The organism is Streptomyces sp. enrichment culture, assembly GCF_964273145.1.
Classification (GTDB): Bacteria; Actinomycetota; Actinomycetes; order Streptomycetales; family Streptomycetaceae; genus Streptomyces.
This window is the reverse complement of sequence record NZ_OZ186873.1, coordinates 1403261-1424806: the sequence shown is the minus strand read 5'-3', so window position 1 is coordinate 1424806 and position 21546 is coordinate 1403261. Positions and strand designations below refer to the sequence as shown.

Sequence of the window (21546 nt, the reverse complement as noted above, 5' to 3'; positions counted from 1 at the left end):
CAACTGGGATGATCGCGGCATGACGCACACCGATGGACATCTCCTCACCCACCGGCGACCGGAGGCGGCGGACCACTTCGACGCCGCCGCCGCGCTCTTCGACCCCACGACGTTCCGGCACCTGGAGACCCTCGGCGTCGGGCCCGGCTGGCGCTGCTGGGAGGTCGGCGCCGGCGGCACCTCCGTGGTGTCCTGGCTGGCCAAGAAGGTCGGCCCGACAGGACGCGTCGTCGCGACCGACATCGACACCTCGCGGCTCGCTCCGGCGGCCCGCCCACCGGTCCAGGTACGCCTCCACGACGTGGGGGCCGAGGAACCGCCGGGCGAGGGCTTCGACCTGGTGCACGCCCGGCTCGTCCTCGTCCACGTCCAGGACCGGAAGAGGGCGTTGCGGTCGATGGTGGAGTCCCTGCGGCCGGGCGGGCGCCTCCTGGTCGAGGACGCCGACCCCACGTTGCAGCCGCTGTCCTGCCCGGACGAGCACGGTCCGGAGCAGCAACTGGCCAACCGGGTCCGCCACGGCCTGCGCCGGCTGCTCGCCCACCACGGTGCCGACCTCGCCTACGGCCGCACGCTCCCGCGCCTGCTCAGGCAGGCCGGCCTGCGCCGCGTGGAGGCCGACGCCTACTTCCCGATCACCTCGCCGGCCTGCGCCGCCCTGGAGTCCGCCACGATCAGCCAGGTGCGCGACCAGCTCGTCACCGCGGGGCTGGTCACGGACGAGGACATCGACCGCCATCTCGCGAACGTGACGTCCGGCGCCATGGACCTGGCGACGGCCCCGATGATCTCGGCGTGGGGGCGCAAGGCGTAGACGGGGGTGCCCGGAACCCGGCGGCGGGCCCCGGCCCGAGGGCGGTGCGGGGCGCGGCCCCGGGCCGGGACGGCAGGGCGGCACCGCTCGCCGACGACGTCGCGGAGACCGGACCGGCCCGTCGGCGGCCGTCACCCCGTCCCGGGCGGCCTGCCGCCCACCCGTTCCACCGCCCGCGCGCCCGCCCGGCACCCCTCCCGCGCCGCCTCCCGCGGACCGGCGCCCGCGAGCAGCGAGGCCAGGAAGGCGCCCGTGAAGGCGTCACCCGCGCCCGTGGTGTCCCGGGGGGTCGCCGGAACGGCGGGCACCCGCGCGTACACGCTGCCCGAGCGGGCCACCACGGCACCGGCACCGCCCAGCTTGACGACCACCAGGGGGACGTGCCGGCTCAGTTCGGCCGCCGCGTCCGCCGGGTCGGGCAGCCCCGTGAGCAGACGTGCCTCGTCCCGGCTGGGCAGCAGGACGCCCACCCCCTCGACGAGCGCCGGGAAACGACCGGTGCCGAGCCGTGCGAGGAAGCCCGCCGACGCGGGATCCAGACTGACCAGCACTCCACGCGCGCGTGCCGATCCGACGGCGACCGCGGCCAGTGCGCGGCCGGACTCCGAGAAGAGCAGGTAGCCCGACAGGTGAAGGCGGACGGCGCCGTCCAGCAGCGCGTCCGACCAGTCGCAGGGCGCGAGCCGCAGCGACGCCCCGCCGTCCGTGAGGAACGTCCGCTCCCCGCCGGCGTCCGCGTCGACCAGGCAGATCACCGTCCCCGTCGGCATCTCCGCGTCGACGGCCAGGAAGGGACGTACGCCGCAGGCGGCCAGCTCCCGTTCGTGCCAGGCCGCCGCGTCCGCGCCGACCCGCCCGAGGAGCCGCACGTCCCCGCATCCCCGGTGGGCGGCCCAGCAGGCCACGTTGGCACCCGCCCCGCCCGGCAGCGTACGGACCGAGGCGGGCGTGTCCGTCCCCGCCGCCGGGGGCCCGTGGTGCCGGGCGACGACGTCCGTGACGACGTCCCCGACGACCAGCAGCCCGCCGGTCATGCCCCGGCCCAGGCCGCCGCGACGCGTGCCGCCAGCCGGACGTTGCCGCGCACCGCGGCGAGATTGGCGCTCAGCGAGGCTCCGTCCGTGCGGCGCACCAGGTGGTCCAGCAGGAAGGGCGTGACCGCCTGGCCGGTGACGCCCTCCTCCTCGCACGCGTGCAGCGCGTCGGCGAGCACGCGCGCGTGCAGCCCGGGATCCAGTTGCTCGTCCTCCGGAACGGGGTTGGCGACGACCAGCGCCGACTCCGGCGCGCCGAGCGCGTCCTGGGCCCGCATCACCTCCGCCACCTGCCCGGGTGTGTCCAGCCTCCAGTCCACCGGATGTCCCGAGTCGGACAGGTAGAAGCCGGGGAACCGGTCCGTGCGGTAGCCGGCCACCGCCACGCCGAGCGTCTCCAGGCGCTGCAAGGTCGCCGCCACGTCCAGGATCGACTTCACGCCCGCGCACACCACCGTGATCCGTGTGCGGGCCAGCAGGCCGAGGTCGGCCGACTCGTCCTGCGTCACCGCCCACTGCCGGTGCACGCCCCCGAGCCCTCCGGTGGCGAACACCCGTACGCCCGCCCGGGCGGCCAGCAGGGCGGTCGCCGACACCGTGGTCGCGCCGCTCGCCCCGCGCGCCACCGCGAGCGGCAGGTCGCGGTGGCCCAGTTTGCGGACGCCGTCCTCGTGCGCGATCCGCTCCACCTGCTCCCCGTCCAGGCCGACATGGGGCCGGCCGTCCAGCACCGCGATCGTCGCGGGTACCGCGCCCTCCTCCCGTACCGCCTCCTCCAGTTCCAGCGCCACCTGGAGGTTGCGCGGGCGGGGCAGTCCGTGCGCGATGATCGTGGACTCCAGGGCCACCACCGGACGGCCCGTACCGACCGCCTCCCGCACCTCTTCCGACACCACCAGCACCATGGGCCCCGCCTCCCGTCCGTCGGTCCTCCCTCATCCCTGGCGGGCACCGCCCCGGGGCAAACCCCTTGCGCCCCGCGGACGGGGGCATGAGCCTGTGCACCATGACGGACAACACCATGCGCCTGGACCATGTCGTCCTGTGGGTGCGCGACCCGGTAGCCTCGGCCGGTTTCTACGAGAAGGCGGTCGGCATGGAACCGCTGAGGGTCGACGAGTACACCCGGGGAACCGTGTCCTTCCCCTCCGTGCGCCTCAACGAGGAGACCATCTTCGACCTCGCGCCGCTCGGTCTCGCAGAGCGCATGACGATGCTCCCGGGCGCCGCGAGCGGCGCCGGCCACCCGGTCAACCACGTCTGCCTGTCGCTGCCGCGGCACGACTTCGAGGCCCTGCACGCCCGCCTGCGGGAACAGGCGGTTCCCGTCACGGACTTCTCCCACGACTCCTACGGCGCGCGCGGGAAGGCCAGGCGCAACTTCTACTTCGGCGACCCGGACGGCAACATCGTCGAGGCCCGTCACTACGATTAGCGCCCCCGCAAGCGGCGTTCGCCTCCCTGGTGGCGCCCGGCACGCGCTTCCGCCGCACCGGCCGGAAGCCCGGGTACGTCCGGTGCGAGTGCTTCCGGCCCGGCACGCCGGGAGACGCGCCGGACGCCGCTGCGCGACGGGCGAACGCCGCCCCGCGGCGCCGGAAGGGTGCCGAAGGCCTCGGCACCGCGCCCGCCCCGCACCGCTTCGGGCCGGTCGGCACCTACCGGCGGTCCGGGACGAGTGGGGCGGCCACGGCAGGATCCTCAGCGGTCCTGCGGGCCGGCACCCACCGGGGCGGGCGTGCCCGGACCGTCAGAACAGCGGCTCGGGCAGCACGCCCTCCAGGGCGAGGAGCCTGCGCTTGGTCTCCAGGCCGCCGCCGAATCCGCCGATCCCGCCGTCACTCCCGACGACCCGGTGGCACGGCACCACGACCGGCAGCGGATTGGAGCCCATCGCCACTCCCACGGCCTGCGAGGCGTCGGGCCGGCCGACGCGCCGGGCGAGGTCGCCGTAGCCGACGACCGAGCCGTACGGGACCCCGCGGGCCAGTTCCCGCAGCACCTCCCGGCTGAAGCCCGAGATCAGCGACCAGTCCAGCGGCAGGTCGAAGTCGCGCCGCACCCCCGTGAAGTACGCCTCGACCTGCCGTGTCGCCTCGCCCAGCAGCGGGGAGCCGGGCGCCCGGACGGGCCCGGCGCCCAGCCGGGACGCCAACCGGGAGAGCGCCCGGTCGCACACCTGGTCCGTGGCGTGGAACACGACGTTGACGAGCCCCTCGCCGGTCGCCGCCAGCAGCAACGGTCCGATGCCGGTGCCCACGACGGTCCACACGACGTGCCGCTCGTCCTGCCCTTGGCCGTCCATGCGCCCACCGTACGGCCCGCCACCGACAGGGCCCGGGGGAGCGGAGACCGGTACGGCAGTCCGTTCCCTTCGGGCGCGGGGCTCACCCCCCGGCTCCGCGCACCGCCTCCCGCACCACGTCGGGCTTGTTGGTGATGATGCCGTCGACGCCGTAGCCGGCGACCTGCCGGGCGCGGTCGGCGTCGTCGACCGTCCAGGCGAAGACCTCCAGCGGTTTGCCGTGCGGACCGGTGAACGCCTGCACGGCGGCCACGTAGTCCGCGGAGAGGGAGCCGTGGGAGGGGTTGATCTGGTCGGTGAAGGACGCGTACGAGGGCAGTTCCGCCACGGGCGGTGTGCCGAGGAAACCGGTCCTGACGGCCGGCTTCAGTTCGTGGACGGTCCGGATGCTGTCCGCGCCGAAGCTCTGCACGACCAGCCGGTTCGCCACGTGCCGCCGGTCCAGCCAGCCCTCGTTGGCGAGGACCTTGAGGGTCTGCCGCTCGATGCCCGGGTACAGACCGGGGTTCTTGATTTCCAGCAGCAGCTTCTGGTGGTGGTGCTCGACGCGCCTCACGTACTGCTCCAGCGTCGGCACGCGCGCGCCCGCGTACGCGGGGCCGAACCAGCTCCCCGCGTCCAGCCGGGCGATCTCGGCGGCGGTGAAGTCCTTCACCTTCCAGGGCGCCCGGTCGGGGAAGACTTCCTCCACGTCGGTCGTGCGCCGCAGGCTGTCGTCGTGGAGGACGACGAGCTCACCGTCCTTGGTGCGCTGGACGTCGTTCTCGACCCAGCGGATGCCCAGCTCGGCGGCCTTGTCCACGGCGGCCAGGGTGTTCTCCGGCGCGTACGCCGAGGCGCCCCGGTGGGCGACGACCGTGGGCGGCCGTGTGCCGCTGCCGACGGCGTGGGCGGGGGAGGCGGCGGCCGGCAGGAGGGCTCCCAGGAGTGCGGTGGTCGTGACGGCAACTGCGCGCGCGTGCATGCGTACTCCTCACGCCGAGGTTCACGGACAGCTCCACTGTGACAGCGGAGGGGCAACGGCAGACGGGTGCAGAATGGCCACAGACTGAATGGAGTTGCTCAACTCCGCTCACTGAGGCCGCACAAGTGGGGCAAAGCCGTGTTTCTTTGCCAGAAAATCGTTCGACCATTCCGGTGGGAGTCATACTCTCTGCCTCAACCCTGACCGCTCGCGCGGTGCTGGGAAGGGGCGTACATCGGATCATTCCGGATGGAAGAGGGCGGAAAGGTAGCCGCGCATGCAGGGCACGGTCGACGGATTCAGCTACGGACTCGTCACACCGCTGGTGGCCTACCTCATGGCCTGCCTCGGTGGAGCTCTCGGCCTGCGCTGCACCACCAGAACCATGCGGGTCGCCCGGTCCTGGCGCCCCGGATGGCTCGCCCTCGGCTCGGCGGCGATCGGCTCGGGCATATGGACCATGCACTTCATCGCCATGATGGGGTTCACGATCGAGGGCACGCCGATCCGGTACGACATGGCGATGACGTTCGCCAGCCTGGCCGTCGCCATCGTCATGGTCGGCGTCGGGATCTTCATCGTCGGCTACCGGGGCGCGCGCGGAGCGGCCCTGTTCACCGGCGGCACCATCACGGGCCTGGGCATCGCCTCGATGCACTACCTGGGAATGGCCGGTATGCGCCTCGACGGGGAGCTGCGGTACAACACGTTCACCGTGGGCGTGTCCGTCGTCATCGCCATGGCCGCGGCCACCGCCGCCCTGTGGGCGGTCGGACAGGTGCGGGGTTTCCTGTGGAGCGTGGGCGCGAGCCTGGTGATGGGGCTCGCCGTCAGCGGCATGCACTACACGGGTATGGCCGCCCTCAGGGTCCACCTCCACGGCACGGCCGAGCCCGCCTCCGGCGAGTCGGCCGCGGCCCTGATCGCGCCCATGATGATCGGGCCGCTGGCCTTCCTCGTCCTCGCGGGCATCGTCGTGATCTTCGACCCGCTGGCGGTCATGGGCGAACCCGCCGGAGCGCAGACCGACCGCAGGCCGGGCGTCCCCGCCCGCCCCGCGGTCCACGACACGGCCGGCCCGGCGGCCCGCCACCCATGGCCGCGCCCCCGCCGCCACCTGGCGCGCAGGCGTCCCCGCATCCCGCAGAACCGGTGATCCGGACCCGTTGTCAGTGCGGGGCCGTACGGTGGATGACATGCGGCCCGTTTCCCACATCGAACGCACGGTGGCGCCCTTCGAGGTCGTCAGTCCCTACCGGCCCAGCGGCGACCAGCCCGCGGCCATCGCCGAGCTCGCCCGGCGCATCGAAGCAGGCGAGAAGGACGTCGTCCTGCTCGGAGCCACCGGCACCGGCAAGTCCGCCACCACCGCGTGGATGATCGAGAAGCTCCAGCGCCCCACGCTCGTGATGGCGCCGAACAAGACGCTGGCCGCCCAGCTGGCCAACGAGTTCCGCGAGCTGCTGCCGAACAACGCCGTCGAGTACTTCGTCTCGTACTACGACTACTACCAGCCCGAGGCGTACGTCCCGCAGTCGGACACCTACATCGAGAAGGACTCCTCGATCAACGAGGAGGTCGAGCGCCTGCGCCATTCCGCGACGAACTCGCTGCTCACCCGCCGTGACGTGGTCGTGGTCGCCTCCGTCTCCTGCATCTACGGCCTGGGAACCCCGCAGGAGTACGTGGACCGCATGGTCCCCCTCCGGGTCGGCGACGAGATCGACCGGGACGAGCTGCTGCGCCGCTTCGTGGACATCCAGTACACACGCAACGACACCGCCTTCACCCGCGGTACCTTCCGCGTCCGCGGCGACACCATCGAGATCTTCCCGGTGTACGAGGAGCTCGCCGTCCGCATCGAGATGTTCGGTGACGAGATCGAGGCCCTGTCCACCCTGCACCCGCTCACCGGCGAGATCCTCAGCGACGACCGGCAGCTGTACGTCTTCCCGGCCTCCCACTACGTCGCCGGACCCGAGCGCATGGAACGGGCGATCAACGGGATCGAGAAGGAGCTGGCCGAGCGCCTGGCCGAGCTGGAGAAGCAGGGCAAGCTCCTGGAGGCCCAGCGCCTGCGGATGCGCACGACGTACGACATCGAGATGCTCCGCCAGATCGGCACCTGCTCCGGCATCGAGAACTACTCGATGCACTTCGACGACCGCCTGCCCGGCTCCCCGCCGAACACCCTGCTGGACTACTTCCCGGACGACTTCCTGCTCGTCATCGACGAGTCCCACGTCACCGTCCCGCAGATCGGCGCCATGTACGAGGGCGACGCCTCCCGCAAGCGCACCCTCGTCGACCACGGCTTCCGGCTGCCCTCCGCCCTCGACAACCGTCCGCTCAAGTGGGAGGAGTTCCAGGAGCGCGTCGGGCAGGCGGTCTACCTGTCGGCGACCCCCGGCACCTACGAGCTCTCCCGCTCGAACGGCGTGGTCGAGCAGATCATCCGCCCCACCGGCCTGGTCGACCCGGAGGTCGTCGTCAAGCCCACCGAGGGCCAGATCGACGACCTGGTGCACGAGATCCGCAAGCGGGTCGAGAAGGACGAGCGCGTCCTGGTCACCACCCTCACCAAGAAGATGGCCGAGGACCTCACGGACTACTTCCTGGAGCTCGGCATCCAGGTGCGCTACCTGCACAGCGACGTCGACACCCTGCGCCGGGTGGAGCTGCTGCGCGAGCTGCGCAGCGGCGAGTACGACGTCCTGGTCGGCATCAACCTGCTGCGCGAGGGCCTCGACCTGCCCGAGGTGTCCCTGGTGGCGATCCTCGACGCCGACAAGGAGGGCTTCCTGCGCTCCGGCACCTCCCTGATCCAGACCATCGGCCGCGCGGCGCGCAACGTCTCCGGTCAGGTCCACATGTACGCGGACAAGATCACCCCGGCGATGGAGAGGGCCATCGACGAGACCAACCGCCGCCGGGAGAAGCAGGTCGCGTACAACAAGGCCAACGGCATCGACCCCCAGCCCCTCCGGAAGAAGATCAACGACATCGTCGCGCAGATCGCCCGCGAGGACATCGACACCGAGCAACTGCTCGGCTCGGGATACCGCAAGTCCAAGGACGGCAAGGGCGCCAAGGCCCCCGTGCCCTCCCTGGGTGGCAAGGCCGCCACGGGCCCGGGCGCCGGGTCCGGGAAGTCCGCCAGGCGCAAGGCCGAGGCGACGGCGCCCACCGACCGTCCCGCGGCCGAGCTCGCCGAGCAGATCGAGGAACTGACCGCACGGATGCGGGCCGCCGCCGCGGACCTGCAGTTCGAGATCGCCGCCCGGCTGCGCGACGAGGTGTCGGAGATGAAGAAGGAACTCCGCCAGATGCGGGAGGCGGGCCTGTCCTGACGGCGGCGGGGCGCCGGTCCGCACCGGACCGGCGCCCCGCCCGGGGCGCTGTGTTGCAAGACCGACACAAAGCGCGGTCCGCAGCGCGACGCCGTCGGTGGCCCTGCGTAGTGTTCTCGTCAACCGCGGGCAGCGCGGCGACAGGGGACTGTTCGAGAGGGGAAACAGCGCGTGACCGTCAACATGACCAAGGGTCAGGCCATCAGTCTGCAGAAGAACGACGGGGGCAGCCTGACCGCGGTGCGCATGGGCCTCGGCTGGCAGGCGGCTCCCCGGCGCGGCCTGTTCGGCTCCCGCACCCGCGAGGTCGACCTCGACGCCTCCGCCGTCCTGTTCGCGGACAGGCAGCCGGTCGACGTCGTGTTCTTCCGGCACCTGGTGAGCGACGACGGCTCGGTGCGCCACACCGGGGACAACCTCGTCGGCGGTGTCGGGCAGGGCGACGACGAGGCGATCCTCGTCGACCTCCAGCGCGTCCCGGTCCACATCGACCAGATCGTCTTCACCGTGAACTCCTTCACGGGCCAGACCTTCCAGGAGGTGCAGAACGCGTTCTGCCGCCTGGTCGACGAGACCAACGGCCAGGAGCTCGCCCGCTACACGCTGGCCGGCGGCGGCTCCTACACCGCCCAGATCATGGCGAAGGTCCACCGCACGGGCGCGGGCTGGACGATGACCGCCCTCGGCTCCCCGGCCAACGGACGCACCTTCCAGGACCTGATGCCGGCCATCCTGCCCGTCCTGTGATCCGGGCCGCGTCCGCCTGAGGCGGGCGCGGACGAGCGGGCGGCACACGGCACACCAGGAGCGGACACAGGGGGAGAAGGCGATGGCGGCCGAGCTGGTGCGGGGGCAGAACCACCCGCTTGACCGGACCCGTCTGGAGATCCGGGTCTCGGCCGGCACGCCGGTCGTGGCCGGTGCCACACTCGGCGACGCCGACGGCAGGGTCCACGGCCCCGAATGGGTGGCCCATCCGGGCGCGCCCGTCCTGCCGGGCCTGGAGGTCCCCCGGCAGGCCGCCGCCGGCCATCGCCTCGCGGTGGACCTGGACGCCGTGCCGGACGCCGCGCACCGCGTCGCCGTGCTGCTCGCCCTGCCCGCCGGCGGCCCCTCCCGCTTCGGTGCCGTCGCCGCCCCCTTCCTCGCGGTCACCGGCCTCGACGGCGCCGGGATCGCCGACTACACCGTCACCGGCCTGCACGCCGAATCGGCCGTGGTCGCCCTGGAGCTCTACCGCAGACGGGGCACCTGGAAGGTGCGCGCCGTCGGCCAGGGCTACGCGGGCGGCCTCGCCGAACTCCTCACCGACCAGGGCCTGCCCCGGGCCCACGACCTCGCCGCCGGCATCGCGGAGGCGGTGGCCCGGGGGCCGGTCCGCTCGGTGCCGGAAGCCCCGCCGCACACGGTGGACGGCGACCGCGCCCGGCAGGCGACAGCGCCGGTGCCCGAGCCGCACCACGGCGGCGCCGCACCCCAGGGCGTCCCCGGACCCGCACCGGCGGCGCCTCCCCGCGACCCGCGCCCCGCGCAGGGTGCCCAGCCACCCGGCCCCCCGGAGCAGCCCGCGTCACCACCGCCGTACCCGGACGGAGCCGGGGCGGCGGACCCCTCCGCCGTCACCCAGCCGCCCCCGCCCGCCGCCGGCGGCCCGATCGACTACAGCCACCCCCGCCGCCACGGCGCGCCGCCTCCGCCCCCGCCCGCCTCGCCGCCCGCCGCGCCCGGACAGCCCGCCCGTCCCGTCGCGGGCGACGCGACCGGCTGGACCATGGACGAGCGGCTCTACAACCAGGTGTGGGGCATGTTCGAGGACCTGGCCCGCACCGTCGCCGCCTACCGCAGCGCCGTCGACTTCGCCGACTCGCGCCGGGAGAAGGAACTCGACCAGGTCCTCCGCGACCCGCGCAGCCGGATCAGCGGACAGGGCGACGCCGCCAGGGAGGCGGCCCGCGCCCGGCACGACCGGCTCGTCTCCCAGGCCCGGGAGGTCCTCGACCGGGACCTCGCCCAGCTCACCGCCGAGGCCGAGGTCGTCGAGCCCGCGCTGCCACCGGCGTACGCGCGCTGGGACAGCCCCGTCTGGCACGCCTACCAGGTGCCCACGGGAATGCCCATGGCCCTGCGCCTGGGCGACCTCCACCTGCCCGAGGCCGACCGGATACGGATCCCGATGCTCGTCCGGCTGCCGCTGGAACGCGGTCTGTGGATCGACAGCGGGCGCTCGCAATCGCTCGACGGTTCGTTCGTCGACGCGCACGAGCTGCGGCGCCGCGCGCTGGAGACCGCGGTGGCGCACACGGCCCGGTTGCTCGCCGCCCATCCGGCGGGCGAGTTCACCGTGCGGGTCGTCGACCCGGCCGGCTCCGGCGCGCAGGCGCTGGCCCCGCTGGTGCGCACCGGGGCGCTGGCGGAGCCGCCCGCGCTCGGTGCCGCGGGAGTGGCGGACGCGCTGGCCCGGCTCACCCAGCGCGTCGACCTGCTGCAGATGGCGGTGCGCGGCGGCGCCGCCGACTCCCTTCCGCGCGGCTTCGACACCTCCCGGCACCTCCTGGTCGTCCACGACTTCCCGCACGGTTTCGACGACCGGGCCGTCAACCGGCTGCGCTACCTCGCGGACGAGGGCCCGCCCGTCGGCGTCCATCTGATGGTGGTCGCCGACCGCGAGGAGTCCGCCGGGTACGGACCGCTGCTCGACCCGCTGTGGCGCTCCCTGCTGCGCCTGCCCCCGGTGGCCGACGACCACCTCGCGGACCCCTGGGTCGGGCACGCCTGGACGTACGAACCGCCGCTCCCGCCGCCCGGCGGCCAGGTGCTCCAGCAGGTGCTCACGCGGGTCGCCGCGGCCCGCCGCACCGGGCGGTGGTGACTGCCGCCGCCTTTGCGTCAAGACCATGCAAAGCCATCATGAGCAGGGCTTTTGACCTTTCTTTTGCGATTCTCTTTACCGTCCCTTGGGGATTGGGGTACTGTTCTTCGTACGGAGGGGAGTACTCCCTGTCTGCTGCGGCGTACCCGTCAATACGGATCAGGCCAGATCCCGGGGCGTCGGCCCGCGGACCCGGACGCGTCGGGCGCGTCCAGGGTCAGCGGGTGGAAGAGACCTCCGGCAGCGACGACGCTGACATCCGCCGTGTTACGTACTGCCGGAGGCGTAGTGGAAGTTTCCCTGACCCTGTGGGTCCTCACCATCGTGGGCCTCGCCGCACTGATCGCGGTCGACTTCTTCATCGGGCGCAAGCCGCACGATGTGTCGATCAAGGAAGCGGGCACCTGGACGGCCGTCTGGATCGCGCTGGCCTGTCTCTTCGGGATCGGCCTGCTCGTCTTCGGCGGTGGCCGCCCCGCCGGCGAGTTCTTCGCCGGCTTCATCACCGAGAAGTCGCTGAGCGTCGACAACCTCTTCGTCTTCGTCCTGATCATGGCGAAGTTCGCCGTGCCCTCGCAGTACCAGCAGCGGGTGCTGCTCGTGGGCGTCCTCATAGCCCTGGTCCTGCGGGCGATCTTCATCGCGGCCGGTGCCGCGATCATCGCCAGCTTCTCCTGGGTCTTCTACCTCTTCGGCGCCTTCCTGATCTGGACCGCCTGGAAGCTCATCCAGGAGGCACGGGCCGAGGAGCAGGACGAGGAGTACGAGGAGAACAAGCTGCTCAAGGCGGCCGAACGCCGTTTCGGTGTCGCCGACCGCTATTACGGCACCAAGCTGTGGATCCGGCAGAACGGCAAGCGGGTCATGACCCCGATGCTGGTCGTGATGCTGGCGATCGGCACCACGGACGTGCTCTTCGCGCTCGACTCGATCCCGGCGATCTTCGGCCTGACCCAGGACCCGTACATCGTCTTCACGGCCAACGCGTTCGCCCTGATGGGCCTGCGGCAGCTGTACTTCCTCATCGGCGGCCTGCTGAAGAAGCTGGTCCACCTCTCCTACGGCCTGTCGATCATCCTCGGCTTCATCGGCGTGAAGCTGGTGCTGCACGCTCTGCACGAGTCCGGGGTCCACGTCCCGGAGATCAGCATTCCGGTCTCGCTGGGCGTGATCTGCGCGGTCCTGATCGTCACCACGATCACCAGCCTGAGGGCGTCGCGGAAGCAGGCGGAGGCCGAGGCGGCGGGTGCGCCAGGCGAGGACGCCGCGAAGGACAGCGTCGAGGCCTGACCCGCCCCTCCGCAAGCCGGGACCCGCGGCACCGGCAGGGGCGAGCGGCACAGAGCCGACCGCCCCTGCCGGTGCTCGCGCATCCACGGTCCTCGCTCCCCGCCGGGAACGCCCCGGCGGGCGGCGGCACGCGGGACGGACACGAGGGCCACCGGTCGTCCGGACGGACCGGTCCCCTCGCGGCCGGCTCAGGCGACGGACGGCTTGATCTCTCCCGCGAAGATGATGACCTGGTCGATGAGGCTCCGCCGCAGATGGACGACATCTGTGCCCGCCAGGCGGGGACCTCCGTCCGGCGTGGTGAAGACCCACTGGTAGCGGGCCCATTCGTCCGGCATGTCCACCGCCGAGCAGCGCACCATCGTGCCGGTCCCCGCCGGATGGTGCCGGATGTCCAGTACGAAACGTTCGACCGCCTCGATCCCCTCGCTGCGTCCCAACGGTCCCCAGAAGATGACATCCGAGGTCAGAGCCTGGGAGAGCAACCCGGTCACATAACTGTCGTGCGAGGCGTTGAACGCGGAGATGAACGTGTCGATCGCGGACTGCGCGGCCTCTTCGTGCATGCACCAGTAATACCAGTCCAATCGCGGCAACGGCCCTTGTGTGAGCCGTCTTCCGGACAGGGCGAGCCTCCCCGGACGGAACAGCCGGCCGCGAGCGGGCCACCGGAACCCGGGGCCGGCGGTGACCTCGGCAACCCTCGTCAGCCCGGGGCGGGCTGCCCCGCCGCCACCGGCGAGAAGGCCGGAAAGAACAGCGGCCCCGGGACCAGCGCCGCCGCGGCCCCGTCGACGAAGAAGTCGTGGGACCCGATCGCCGTCCCGGCGAGCGACGCGGCGGCGAGCCGGAGCACGGAGGGTGCCCTCACAGCACGTACATCGCTCACGCCGCGACGACCACCCACCGTGATGGCGGGTCGCGGGGCGCACAGGAGTGGCGCAAGGGTCGCGCGGGACGGCACATGACGATGACGCGCCGGTTCGTACGCGACGGTGACGCGCCGGTCAGTACGTGACGGTGATGCGCCGGGCGGGTCCGTCCACACGGATGACGCCCCCGTAGGGGAGGACGAGCTGCGGATCGGTGTGCCCGAAGTCCACGTCGAAGACGATCGTGGTGTCCGGAGCGTAGGCCCGCAGGGCCCGCAGTACGGCCTCACGCTGCTCGGCGGCGTAACGGGCGGCCTCCTCGGGGCTGGTGGGACGCTCGAGGGACCACGTCTTGGGGCGGCCCATCAGCAGCGCCGGGAAGCGCCGCAGCAGACCGCGCTCGCCCATGTTCCGCAGGGTGCGGAAGACCTCGGCGGCGCTCGGCATCCACTCCGACGTCTCCAGGAACAGCACGCCGCCGTCGAGCTCCGCCGGCTCCCGCGGGATCTCCCGGTCGGCCATGAGCAGCCCGCCGAGGACCTCCAGGCAGCCGCCCCAGCCGCGGCCCTCCACCACCCGGTCGGCGCCGACCCACGTCCACCCGGTACCGGGCCGGGTCTCCGGTTCCTCGTCGAAGGTGGCCGGGTCGGCCCAGTCGCGGTCGACGTCCCTCCAGCGGCCGGCGGGCCGCAGCTCGTACGGTCCCGAGGTGAACAGCGCCGCCCGCAGGGAGTCGGCGGTCTGCGGGTGCAGGGCGCCAGGGCGGCCCAGCTCGCACATCACGGACGCGCCGTGGTAACCGACGACACCCGTGTTGCGCAGGAAGGCGAGCAGGTTCGTGTTGTCGCTCATCCCGAAGAACGGCTTCGGGTCGGCCCGTATCAACTCGCGGTCCAGGAACGGCAGCACGGTGATCTGGTCCTCGCCGCCGATCGACGCGATCACGGCCCGGACGTCCGGGTCGGCGAAGGCGGCGTGGACGTCCTCCGCCCGTTCCCGCGGCGTCGAGCCCATCTTCCGCGTGGCCGGGTACTCGACGGGTTCCAGGCCGAATTCCCCGCGCAACCGCTCCAGTCCCAGTTCGTACGGGAACGGGAAGAGCCCCGGCAGGCCGGCGGAGGGCGAGATCACCGCGACACGGTCGCCCGGCGAGGGCTTGGGCGGGTACGAGGGCGTCGTCATGACGGGAGGGTACGGCCGGCCCGCCTGCCGGGGCACCGTGATAAACCGGGTCGAGCAGCGGTCGCCGTACGCACCGCCCGACCCCCGAACGGACCGGAGGAACCGTGCCCCGCACCCTGGCCAACGCCCCGATCATGATCCTCAACGGACCCAATCTGAACCTGCTCGGCCGGCGCCAGCCGGAGATCTACGGTTCCGACACCCTCGCCGACATCGAGGAGATGTGCGCCAAGGCGGCGGCCGCGCACGGCGGCACGGTGGACTTCCGCCAGTCCAACAGCGAGGGCGAGCTCGTCGACTGGATCCACGAGGCACGGCTGAACCACTGCGGGATCGTGATCAACCCGGCCGCCTACTCGCACACGTCCGTGGCGATCCTGGACGCGCTCAACACCTGCGACGGACTGCCGGTGGTGGAGGTCCACATCTCCAACATCCACCAGCGGGAGTCGTTCCGGCACCACTCGTACGTCTCGCTGCGCGCCGACGGGGTCATCGCCGGGTGCGGAGCGCAGGGCTACGTCTTCGGCGTGGAGCGGGTCGCGGCACTGGCGGGGGCGGCACGGGCCGAGGCGTGAGCCGGGGGAGGGCCCGCTTCCCGGCCCGGCCGCCGGGGACGCCGCCCACGCGCGCGTCCCGCGCCCGCTCACCAGCCGCGTTCGCGCCACTCCGGCAGATGCGGGCGTTCCGCGCCCAGGGTGGTGTCGTTGCCGTGCCCGGGGTAGATCCACGACTCGTCCGGGAGGACGTCGAAGATCTTCGTCTCCACGTCGTGGAGCAGGCTGGCGAAGGCCTCGGGGTCCTTGTGGGTGTTGCCCACGCCGCCCGGGAAGAGGCAGTCCCCCGTGAAGACGTGGGGGTGTCCGTGCGGATCGTCGTAGACGAGGGCGATGGAGCCCGGCGTGTGCCCGACCAGATGGCGCGCGGTCAGCTCCACCCGCCCCACCCGGATGGTGTCGCCGTCGTCGACCAGGACGTCGGTCGGCACGGGGATGCCCTCGGCGTCGTGGCGGCCCGCGTACGTGCGGGCGCCGGTGGCGGCGACGACCTCGGCGAGCGCCTGCCAGTGGTCGTCGTGGCGGTGGGTGGTGACGACGGACGCGACACCGTCGCCGCCGATCATGCCCAGCAGGGTCCCGGCGTCGTCGGCGGCGTCGATCAGCAACTGCTCGTCCGTGGCCCGGCAACGCAACAGATAGGCGTTGTTGTCCATCGGGCCGACCGCGATCTTGGTGATCATCAGGTCCTTGAGTTCGTGCACGTCGGCGGGCCCGCCGACCCTCACCTCTCCGCTGTACGTCATGGCGGCCAGCCTAGAGGCTGTCGTTCGGAGCGTGCCGCACAGGCGGGGCCCGGCACGTGCGTCCGCCGCGTCGCCGCCACCCGCCGACGCCCCACTTCACCCGTATTGCTGGTATTGCCGGTGTCGGCGGTGTCGGCGGTGTCGGCGGTGTCGGCGGTGTCGACTTCCTCCTCCGCCTCGCAGCCGCACGCACCGGACCCCGCTCGCCGGCGCCGACCGGCGACGCCACTTCCCCGCGACCCCGCCCGAACGGCGGCCCCGGTCGCGGACGCCCCCCGGCGGGCGACCCGCCGGGGGGCGCCCGCCTACAGCGGGGGCAGCGCCGGGAGCGGGCCGCCCGTCACCGTCAGCCCCGCCCCCTCGCGGCGCCCGGAGAGCCAGCCGAGCAGGTCCGCCCCGCTCCCGGTGACGGTGACCGCGGGCGCGTCCGCCTCCCGGCCCGTGCTCCACGCGCGCGTGCCGTCGGTGAGGCGGGTGGGCGGCACGTCCGGATGGCCGGTGAACCGCTCGGCGAGGAAGTCGGTCTCCCGCTCGGTGAACTCCGCCGGGAGGTCCTCCAGCTCGTAGCCGATCCCGAGGTCCACGTGGTGGAGCTCCACCTCCACCCAGCGCCGGAACGGCACGCTGGACGCGGAGTCGGTGACCCCGTTGCGCAGCGCCACCGTGCGGGACCAGTCCGCCGGGACGGCGCCGGCGTCCTGGAAGCGGGCCGCGCTCTCGCGCAGGTCGGCGAGGTGGACCCCGAGGGGGCGCGGGGCGTCCCGCTCGATGTCGGCGTCCCGGATCTCGGCGGAGGCGTACATGGGACGCCCCTCGAGGACGTTCACCAGCGCGTCCGCGTTGCGGGCGAGGTGGGCGAGGACGTGCCCCCGGCTCCAGCCGGGCAGCCGTGACGGCTGCGTCACAGACGCGTCGTCCAGTCCGCCGAGCGCGGTGAGCAGCCGCTCGGTAGCGTCACGTACAGACGCCAGGTCATGCGCGTGATCCATCATGGTCCTGACCCTAGACCGCGCCACTCCTTCGGGTGAAGCAGGCGGAGCCTCCCCGTAAATCGAATGTGCATCCTATATCGTCGAATGCGGCGTCGGGCATGCTGGATGTCCGGGGTTTGTTGGCAACCCGTGAATCCGACCGGCGTTGTCAGTGGCTCCCCCTAGTCTGAGAAAGCACGGGGGCCCCGCCCCTGTCACTTCTCCCAAGAAAGGTGCGGACCGGCGTGGCCGACCGTCTCATCGTCCGTGGCGCGCGCGAGCACAATCTGAGGAATGTCTCGCTCGACCTGCCGCGTGACTCGCTCATCGTCTTCACGGGTCTGTCCGGGTCGGGCAAGTCCTCCCTGGCCTTCGACACGATCTTCGCCGAGGGCCAGCGGCGTTACGTGGAATCGCTCTCCTCCTACGCCCGGCAGTTCCTCGGCCAGATGGACAAGCCGGACGTCGACTTCATCGAGGGCCTCTCCCCGGCGGTCTCCATCGACCAGAAGTCGACCTCGCGCAACCCGCGCTCGACGGTCGGCACGATCACCGAGGTCTACGACTACCTCCGGCTGCTCTTCGCGCGCATCGGCAAGCCGCACTGCCCCGAGTGCGGCCGGCCCATCTCGCGCCAGTCGCCGCAGGCCATCGTCGACAAGGTCCTGGAGCTGCCCGAGGGCAGCCGTTTCCAGGTGCTCTCCCCGCTGGTGCGCGAGCGCAAGGGCGAGTTCGTCGACCTCTTCGCCGATCTCCAGACCAAGGGCTACTCCCGCGCGCGGGTCGACGGCGAGACCGTCCAGCTCTCCCAGCCGCCCACGCTGAAGAAGCAGGAGAAGCACACCATCGAGGTGGTCGTCGACCGCCTCACGGTGAAGGACTCCGCCAAGCGCCGCCTCACCGACTCCGTGGAGACCGCCCTCGGCCTGTCGGGCGGCATGGTCGTGCTCGACTTCGTCGACCTCCCCGAGGACGACCCCGAGCGCGAGCGCATGTACTCGGAGCACCTGTACTGCCCGTACGACGACCTCTCCTTCGAGGAGCTGGAGCCCCGCTCCTTCTCCTTCAACTCGCCCTTCGGCGCCTGCCCCGACTGCACCGGCATCGGCACGCGCATGGAGGTCGACCCGGAGCTGATCGTCCCGGATCCGGACAAGTCCCTCGACGAGGGTGCCATCCACCCCTGGTCGCACGGGCACACCAAGGACTACTTCGGCCGCCTGATCGGCGCCCTCGCCGACGCACTCGGCTTCCGTACGGACATCCCCTTCGCGGGTCTGCCGCAGCGCGCCAAGAAGGCCCTGCTCCACGGCCACAAGACGCAGGTCGAGGTCCGCTACCGCAACCGGTACGGCCGCGAGCGCCGCTACACCACGGCCTTCGAGGGCGCCGTGCCGTTCGTCAAGCGCCGGCACAGCGAGGCCGAGTCCGACGCCAGCCGGGAGCGCTTCGAGGGCTACATGCGCGAGGTGCCCTGCCCCACCTGCGAGGGCACGCGCCTCAAGCCCGTCGTCCTCGCCGTCACCGTCGAGGGCAAGTCGATCGCCGACATCTCCGCGATGTCGATCAGTGACTGCGCGGACTTCCTGGGCGAGCTGAAGCTGAGCGACCGCGACAAGAAGATCGCCGAGCGCGTACTGAAGGAGGTCAACGAGCGGCTGCGGTTCCTGGTCGACGTCGGCCTGGACTACCTCTCGCTGAACCGCGCGGCCGGCACGCTCTCCGGCGGCGAGGCCCAGCGCATCCGCCTGGCCACCCAGATCGGCTCCGGCCTCGTCGGCGTCCTGTACGTCCTCGACGAGCCGTCCATCGGCCTGCACCAGCGCGACAACCACCGGCTGATCGAGACCCTGGTGCGGCTCCGCGACATGGGCAACACGCTCATCGTCGTCGAGCACGACGAGGACACCATCAAGACCGCCGACTGGATCGTCGACATCGGCCCCGGCGCCGGCGAGCACGGCGGCAAGGTCGTGCACAGCGGCTCCTTGAAGGAGCTGCTCGCCAACACCGAGTCGCAGACCGGTCTGTACCTGTCCGGCAGGAAGTCCATCCCGCTGCCCGACACCCGGCGCCCGGTCGACCCGTCCCGCCGGCTCACCGTGCACGGCGCCCGTGAGAACAACCTGAAGGACATCGACGTGTCCTTCCCGCTGGGCGTCTTCACCGCCGTCACGGGCGTGTCCGGATCCGGCAAGTCGACCCTGGTCAACGACATCCTGTACACGCACCTGGCCCGTGAGCTGAACGGCGCGAGGAACGTGCCCGGCCGGCACACGCGCGTGGACGGCGACGATCTCGTCGACAAGGTCGTCCACGTCGACCAGTCGCCCATCGGCCGCACCCCGCGGTCGAACCCGGCGACGTACACCGGCGTCTTCGACCACATCCGCAAGCTGTTCGCCGAGACGACCGAGGCCAAGGTACGGGGTTACATGCCCGGCCGGTTCTCCTTCAACGTCAAGGGCGGCCGCTGCGAGAACTGCGCGGGCGACGGCACGATCAAGATCGAGATGAACTTCCTCCCGGACGTGTACGTCCCGTGCGAGGTCTGCCACGGCGCCCGGTACAACCGGGAGACCCTGGAGGTCCACTACAAGGGCAAGTCCATCGCCGACGTCCTGAACATGCCGATCGAGGAGGCCATGGACTTCTTCGAGGCCGTCCCGGCGATCTCCCGCCACCTCAGGACGCTGAACGACGTCGGTCTCGGCTACGTCCGGCTCGGCCAGTCCGCGACCACGCTGTCCGGCGGTGAGGCACAGCGCGTGAAGCTCGCCAGCGAGCTGCAGCGCCGTTCCACCGGGCGCACGGTCTACGTCCTGGACGAGCCGACCACCGGCCTGCACTTCGAGGACATCAGCAAGCTGCTGACGGTCCTGTCCGGCCTGGTCGACAAGGGCAACACGGTCATCGTCATCGAGCACAACCTCGACGTGATCAAGACCGCCGACTGGATCGTCGACATGGGCCCCGAGGGCGGCGCCGGCGGTGGCCTGGTGGTCGCCGAGGGCACGCCCGAGCAGGTCGCCGGTGTTCCGGCCAGCCACACCGGCAAGTTCCTGCGGGACATCCTCGGAGCCGACCGGATCAGCGACGCGCCCCCCGCCAAGGCCCCCCGCAAGGCGGCGAAGACGGTGGCGGCCGGGACCACCGGCAGGAAGACCGCCACCAAGAGGGTCGACGGCACCGCCGCCGAGAAGACGGCCGCCAAGAAGACCGCCGCCAAGAAGACGGCCACCGGGAAGGCAGCGGCCGGGAAGTCCACGCGGGCGGGCAAGGACTGACCGCACCGGGCGGCCGGGCCGCACACGCAGGCGCGCCGTGTCCCTCGGGACACGGCGCGCCGACGCTCCCCGGGTGCCCTCCGGCTCCACGAACCGCGCGTCCGGCCGGAGCCTCCCGACCTCACCGAGCGGACCGGGAGCGAAGTCCGGCCGGGCCGGCGGCGCCCCGCCGGCCCGCACGAGCTGCGGCCGTCACGCCTGCAGTTCGTGGGCGTACGGCGGTTCCGCACCCGCGCGCGAGCAGGTGACGGCCGCCGCACGCGCCGCGAACCCCAGCAGCCCCGCCCAGTCCCGCGGACCCAGCGCGGCCAGCGCCCGCGCGCTGAGCGCGTCCCGCTGCGCCAGCCCGTGCAGCAGCGCCGCGTTCACCGTGTCGCCCGCACCGATGGTGTCGGCCACCTCGACCCGCTCGCCCGGCACCTCGTACACGCCGCCGTCACGGGTGTGGGCGGTCAGCCCGTCCCCGCCCCGGGTGACCACGACCGCCGCCGGGCCGGCCGCCAGCCACTCCCGCGGGGTGCCGCCGAGCCACTCGGCGTCCTCCACGGACAGCTTCAGCAGCGACACCGACGGCAGCCAGCTCTCGAACCGCGCCCGGTAGGCGTCCGGGTCCGGGATCAGCTCCGCCCGGATGTTCGGGTCCAGCGCCGTGAACAGCCCCTGTGCCGCCGCGTCGCGCAGGAGTTCCTCGTACGCGCTCGCCCCCGGCTCCAGCACCAGCGAGCAGGTGCCGAAGGAGACCGCCCGGGTGCCGGGCGGCAGCGCGGCGGGCACCCGGAACAACCGGTCCGCCGTCCCCTCGACGTAGAAGGAGTACGCGGCCGAGCCGTCCGCGCCGACCGAGGCGACGGCGAGCGTCGTCGGCTCGTCCCCGCGCTGCACCGGCGACACGTCCACGCCGGTCGCGCGCAGCCGGTCCAGCAGTGCCTCGCCGAAGGCGTCGCGGAGACCCGGGAGCAGAAGGCGGTGGGGGAGCCGAGGCGTCCCAGCGCCACGGCCGTGTTGTACGGGCCGCCGCCGAGCGCCGGTGTCAGCGCGGCGAGCGCGCCCGTGCCCCGCGGTACCAGGTCGATCAGTGCCTCACCGGCGACGACGATCACGAAAGGTCCTTTCCGGAAGTGGTGCGCGGGCTTCGCCGGGACGACCGGGGCAGCCGCACGTGGACGGTGGACTATGACACACCGGGGCCGCGCGGTCCGGCGCGGCGGGCCCCGGCCTCCGCGTCTTCACACCCGTGCGACCCGCCCCCGCCGGCCTCGGCCCCTGCGGGTATGGTCGGCATGCACCACCGTCCGACCAGTGGAG

The 21546-nt window shown here is 72.4% G+C and carries 17 protein-coding genes and 2 pseudogenes; 9 read left to right on the top strand and 10 right to left on the bottom strand.

Translation table 11 applies throughout. From position 1 onward, the window contains the following. Nucleotides 1-19: 19 nt before the first annotated feature. On the top strand, nucleotides 20-814 hold the full coding sequence (locus ACSU6Z_RS06525; RefSeq protein ID WP_437043743.1) for a methyltransferase domain-containing protein: 795 nt from the start codon (nucleotides 20-22) through the stop codon (nucleotides 812-814). 131 nt (nucleotides 815-945) lie between these two features. Here ACSU6Z_RS06525 and ACSU6Z_RS06520 read toward each other — a convergent pair whose 3' ends face one another. Next, a complete protein-coding gene (locus ACSU6Z_RS06520; protein ID WP_437043741.1) occupies nucleotides 946-1848 on the bottom strand; it encodes a carbohydrate kinase family protein in 903 nt (300 codons plus the stop codon). Further along, entirely contained in the window at nucleotides 1845-2753 is a 909-nt protein-coding gene (locus tag ACSU6Z_RS06515) for a pseudouridine-5'-phosphate glycosidase (protein ID WP_437043740.1), read from the bottom strand. Before ACSU6Z_RS06515 ends, ACSU6Z_RS06520 begins: the two co-directional genes overlap by 4 nt. Nucleotides 2754-2854: 101 nt before the next feature. Here ACSU6Z_RS06515 and ACSU6Z_RS06510 point away from each other — a divergent pair, with 101 nt between their 5' ends. Continuing rightward, nucleotides 2855-3283 (top strand): VOC family protein, encoded by a 429-nt coding sequence (locus ACSU6Z_RS06510; RefSeq protein WP_437043738.1) that lies wholly within the window; start codon nucleotides 2855-2857, stop codon nucleotides 3281-3283. Between the two features lie 315 nt (nucleotides 3284-3598). On the opposite strand, the gene ACSU6Z_RS06505 is transcribed toward ACSU6Z_RS06510, so the two are convergent. Beyond that, a complete protein-coding gene (locus tag ACSU6Z_RS06505; protein WP_437043736.1) occupies nucleotides 3599-4153 on the bottom strand; it encodes a methylated-DNA--[protein]-cysteine S-methyltransferase in 555 nt (184 codons plus the stop codon). Nucleotides 4154-4235: 82 nt separating this feature from the next. Then, nucleotides 4236-5117 (bottom strand): glycerophosphodiester phosphodiesterase, encoded by an 882-nt coding sequence (locus tag ACSU6Z_RS06500; protein WP_437043734.1) that lies wholly within the window; start codon nucleotides 5115-5117, stop codon nucleotides 4236-4238. A 277-nt stretch (nucleotides 5118-5394) separates the two neighbouring features. On the opposite strand from ACSU6Z_RS06500, the gene ACSU6Z_RS06495 reads away from it, so the two are divergent. From ACSU6Z_RS06495 to ACSU6Z_RS06475, 5 genes are all read left to right on the top strand, one after another. Then, a complete protein-coding gene (locus ACSU6Z_RS06495) occupies nucleotides 5395-6273 on the top strand; it encodes an MHYT domain-containing protein (protein ID WP_437043732.1) in 879 nt (292 codons plus the stop codon). 40 nt (nucleotides 6274-6313) lie between these two features. Then, on the top strand, nucleotides 6314-8467 hold the full coding sequence (gene uvrB / locus ACSU6Z_RS06490) for an excinuclease ABC subunit UvrB (protein ID WP_437043730.1): 2154 nt from the start codon (nucleotides 6314-6316) through the stop codon (nucleotides 8465-8467). A 171-nt stretch (nucleotides 8468-8638) separates the two neighbouring features. Beyond that, nucleotides 8639-9214 (top strand): TerD family protein, encoded by a 576-nt coding sequence (locus tag ACSU6Z_RS06485; RefSeq protein ID WP_437043729.1) that lies wholly within the window; start codon nucleotides 8639-8641, stop codon nucleotides 9212-9214. A gap of 82 nt (nucleotides 9215-9296) precedes the next feature. Beyond that, entirely contained in the window at nucleotides 9297-11336 is a 2040-nt protein-coding gene (locus ACSU6Z_RS06480; protein ID WP_437043727.1) for a TerD family protein, read from the top strand. A gap of 288 nt (nucleotides 11337-11624) precedes the next feature. Further along, nucleotides 11625-12626, top strand: a complete 1002-nt coding sequence (locus tag ACSU6Z_RS06475; protein WP_437043725.1) for a TerC family protein — start codon at nucleotides 11625-11627, stop codon at nucleotides 12624-12626. 188 nt (nucleotides 12627-12814) lie between these two features. Here ACSU6Z_RS06475 and ACSU6Z_RS06470 read toward each other — a convergent pair whose 3' ends face one another. The 3 genes and pseudogenes from ACSU6Z_RS06470 to ACSU6Z_RS06460 all read right to left on the bottom strand — a co-directional run bounded on the left by ACSU6Z_RS06470 (nucleotide 12815) and on the right by ACSU6Z_RS06460 (nucleotide 14680). Then, on the bottom strand, nucleotides 12815-13192 hold the full coding sequence (locus ACSU6Z_RS06470; RefSeq protein WP_437043723.1) for a nuclear transport factor 2 family protein: 378 nt from the start codon (nucleotides 13190-13192) through the stop codon (nucleotides 12815-12817). Between the two features lie 164 nt (nucleotides 13193-13356). Next, nucleotides 13357-13515, bottom strand: a pseudogene (locus ACSU6Z_RS06465) (MFS transporter); the annotation flags it as partial. Nucleotides 13516-13633: 118 nt separating this feature from the next. After that, on the bottom strand, nucleotides 13634-14680 hold the full coding sequence (locus ACSU6Z_RS06460; RefSeq protein ID WP_437043721.1) for a S66 family peptidase: 1047 nt from the start codon (nucleotides 14678-14680) through the stop codon (nucleotides 13634-13636). A gap of 104 nt (nucleotides 14681-14784) precedes the next feature. Between ACSU6Z_RS06460 and aroQ the strand changes: the two genes are divergently transcribed. Continuing rightward, nucleotides 14785-15258, top strand: a complete 474-nt coding sequence (gene aroQ / locus ACSU6Z_RS06455; protein WP_437043719.1) for a type II 3-dehydroquinate dehydratase — start codon at nucleotides 14785-14787, stop codon at nucleotides 15256-15258. Between the two features lie 68 nt (nucleotides 15259-15326). Here the strand turns inward: aroQ and ACSU6Z_RS06450 are convergent, their stop codons facing one another. Together ACSU6Z_RS06450 and ACSU6Z_RS06445 are read right to left on the bottom strand one after the other, a co-directional pair. Then, a complete protein-coding gene (locus tag ACSU6Z_RS06450; RefSeq protein ID WP_437043718.1) occupies nucleotides 15327-15983 on the bottom strand; it encodes an MBL fold metallo-hydrolase in 657 nt (218 codons plus the stop codon). A gap of 305 nt (nucleotides 15984-16288) precedes the next feature. Continuing rightward, nucleotides 16289-16975 carry a maleylpyruvate isomerase family mycothiol-dependent enzyme gene (locus ACSU6Z_RS06445; RefSeq protein WP_437043716.1) on the bottom strand — a complete coding sequence of 229 codons (687 nt, stop codon included), beginning with the start codon at nucleotides 16973-16975 and terminating at the stop codon, nucleotides 16289-16291. Between the two features lie 224 nt (nucleotides 16976-17199). Between ACSU6Z_RS06445 and uvrA the strand changes: the two genes are divergently transcribed. Continuing rightward, nucleotides 17200-20241, top strand: coding sequence for an excinuclease ABC subunit UvrA (gene uvrA / locus ACSU6Z_RS06440; protein WP_437043714.1), 3042 nt, complete (start codon nucleotides 17200-17202; stop codon nucleotides 20239-20241). Between the two features lie 192 nt (nucleotides 20242-20433). On the opposite strand, the pseudogene ACSU6Z_RS06435 reads toward uvrA, so the two are convergent. Then, nucleotides 20434-21341: pseudogene (locus ACSU6Z_RS06435) on the bottom strand (carbohydrate kinase family protein). Between the last annotated feature and the right edge of the window lie 205 nt (nucleotides 21342-21546).

Bases quoted from the DNA above. Each gene is read 5' to 3' on its own strand.
- ACSU6Z_RS06450 (WP_437043718.1), bottom strand. From the start codon at position 15,983: ATGACGTACAGCGGAGAGGTGAGGGTCGGCGGGCCCGCCGACGTGCAC.
- uvrB (WP_437043730.1), top strand. From the start codon at position 6,314: ATGCGGCCCGTTTCCCACATCGAACGCACGGTGGCGCCCTTCGAGGTC.
- ACSU6Z_RS06460 (WP_437043721.1), bottom strand. From the start codon at position 14,680: ATGACGACGCCCTCGTACCCGCCCAAGCCCTCGCCGGGCGACCGTGTC.
- ACSU6Z_RS06445 (WP_437043716.1), bottom strand. From the start codon at position 16,975: ATGATGGATCACGCGCATGACCTGGCGTCTGTACGTGACGCTACCGAG.
- ACSU6Z_RS06515 (WP_437043740.1), bottom strand. From the start codon at position 2,753: ATGGTGCTGGTGGTGTCGGAAGAGGTGCGGGAGGCGGTCGGTACGGGC.
- ACSU6Z_RS06505 (WP_437043736.1), bottom strand. From the start codon at position 4,153: ATGGACGGCCAAGGGCAGGACGAGCGGCACGTCGTGTGGACCGTCGTG.
- ACSU6Z_RS06520 (WP_437043741.1), bottom strand. From the start codon at position 1,848: ATGACCGGCGGGCTGCTGGTCGTCGGGGACGTCGTCACGGACGTCGTC.
- ACSU6Z_RS06480 (WP_437043727.1), top strand. From the start codon at position 9,297: ATGGCGGCCGAGCTGGTGCGGGGGCAGAACCACCCGCTTGACCGGACC.
- ACSU6Z_RS06525 (WP_437043743.1), top strand. From the start codon at position 20: ATGACGCACACCGATGGACATCTCCTCACCCACCGGCGACCGGAGGCG.
- ACSU6Z_RS06510 (WP_437043738.1), top strand. From the start codon at position 2,855: ATGACGGACAACACCATGCGCCTGGACCATGTCGTCCTGTGGGTGCGC.
- ACSU6Z_RS06495 (WP_437043732.1), top strand. From the start codon at position 5,395: ATGCAGGGCACGGTCGACGGATTCAGCTACGGACTCGTCACACCGCTG.
- ACSU6Z_RS06500 (WP_437043734.1), bottom strand. From the start codon at position 5,117: ATGCACGCGCGCGCAGTTGCCGTCACGACCACCGCACTCCTGGGAGCC.
- ACSU6Z_RS06470 (WP_437043723.1), bottom strand. From the start codon at position 13,192: ATGCACGAAGAGGCCGCGCAGTCCGCGATCGACACGTTCATCTCCGCG.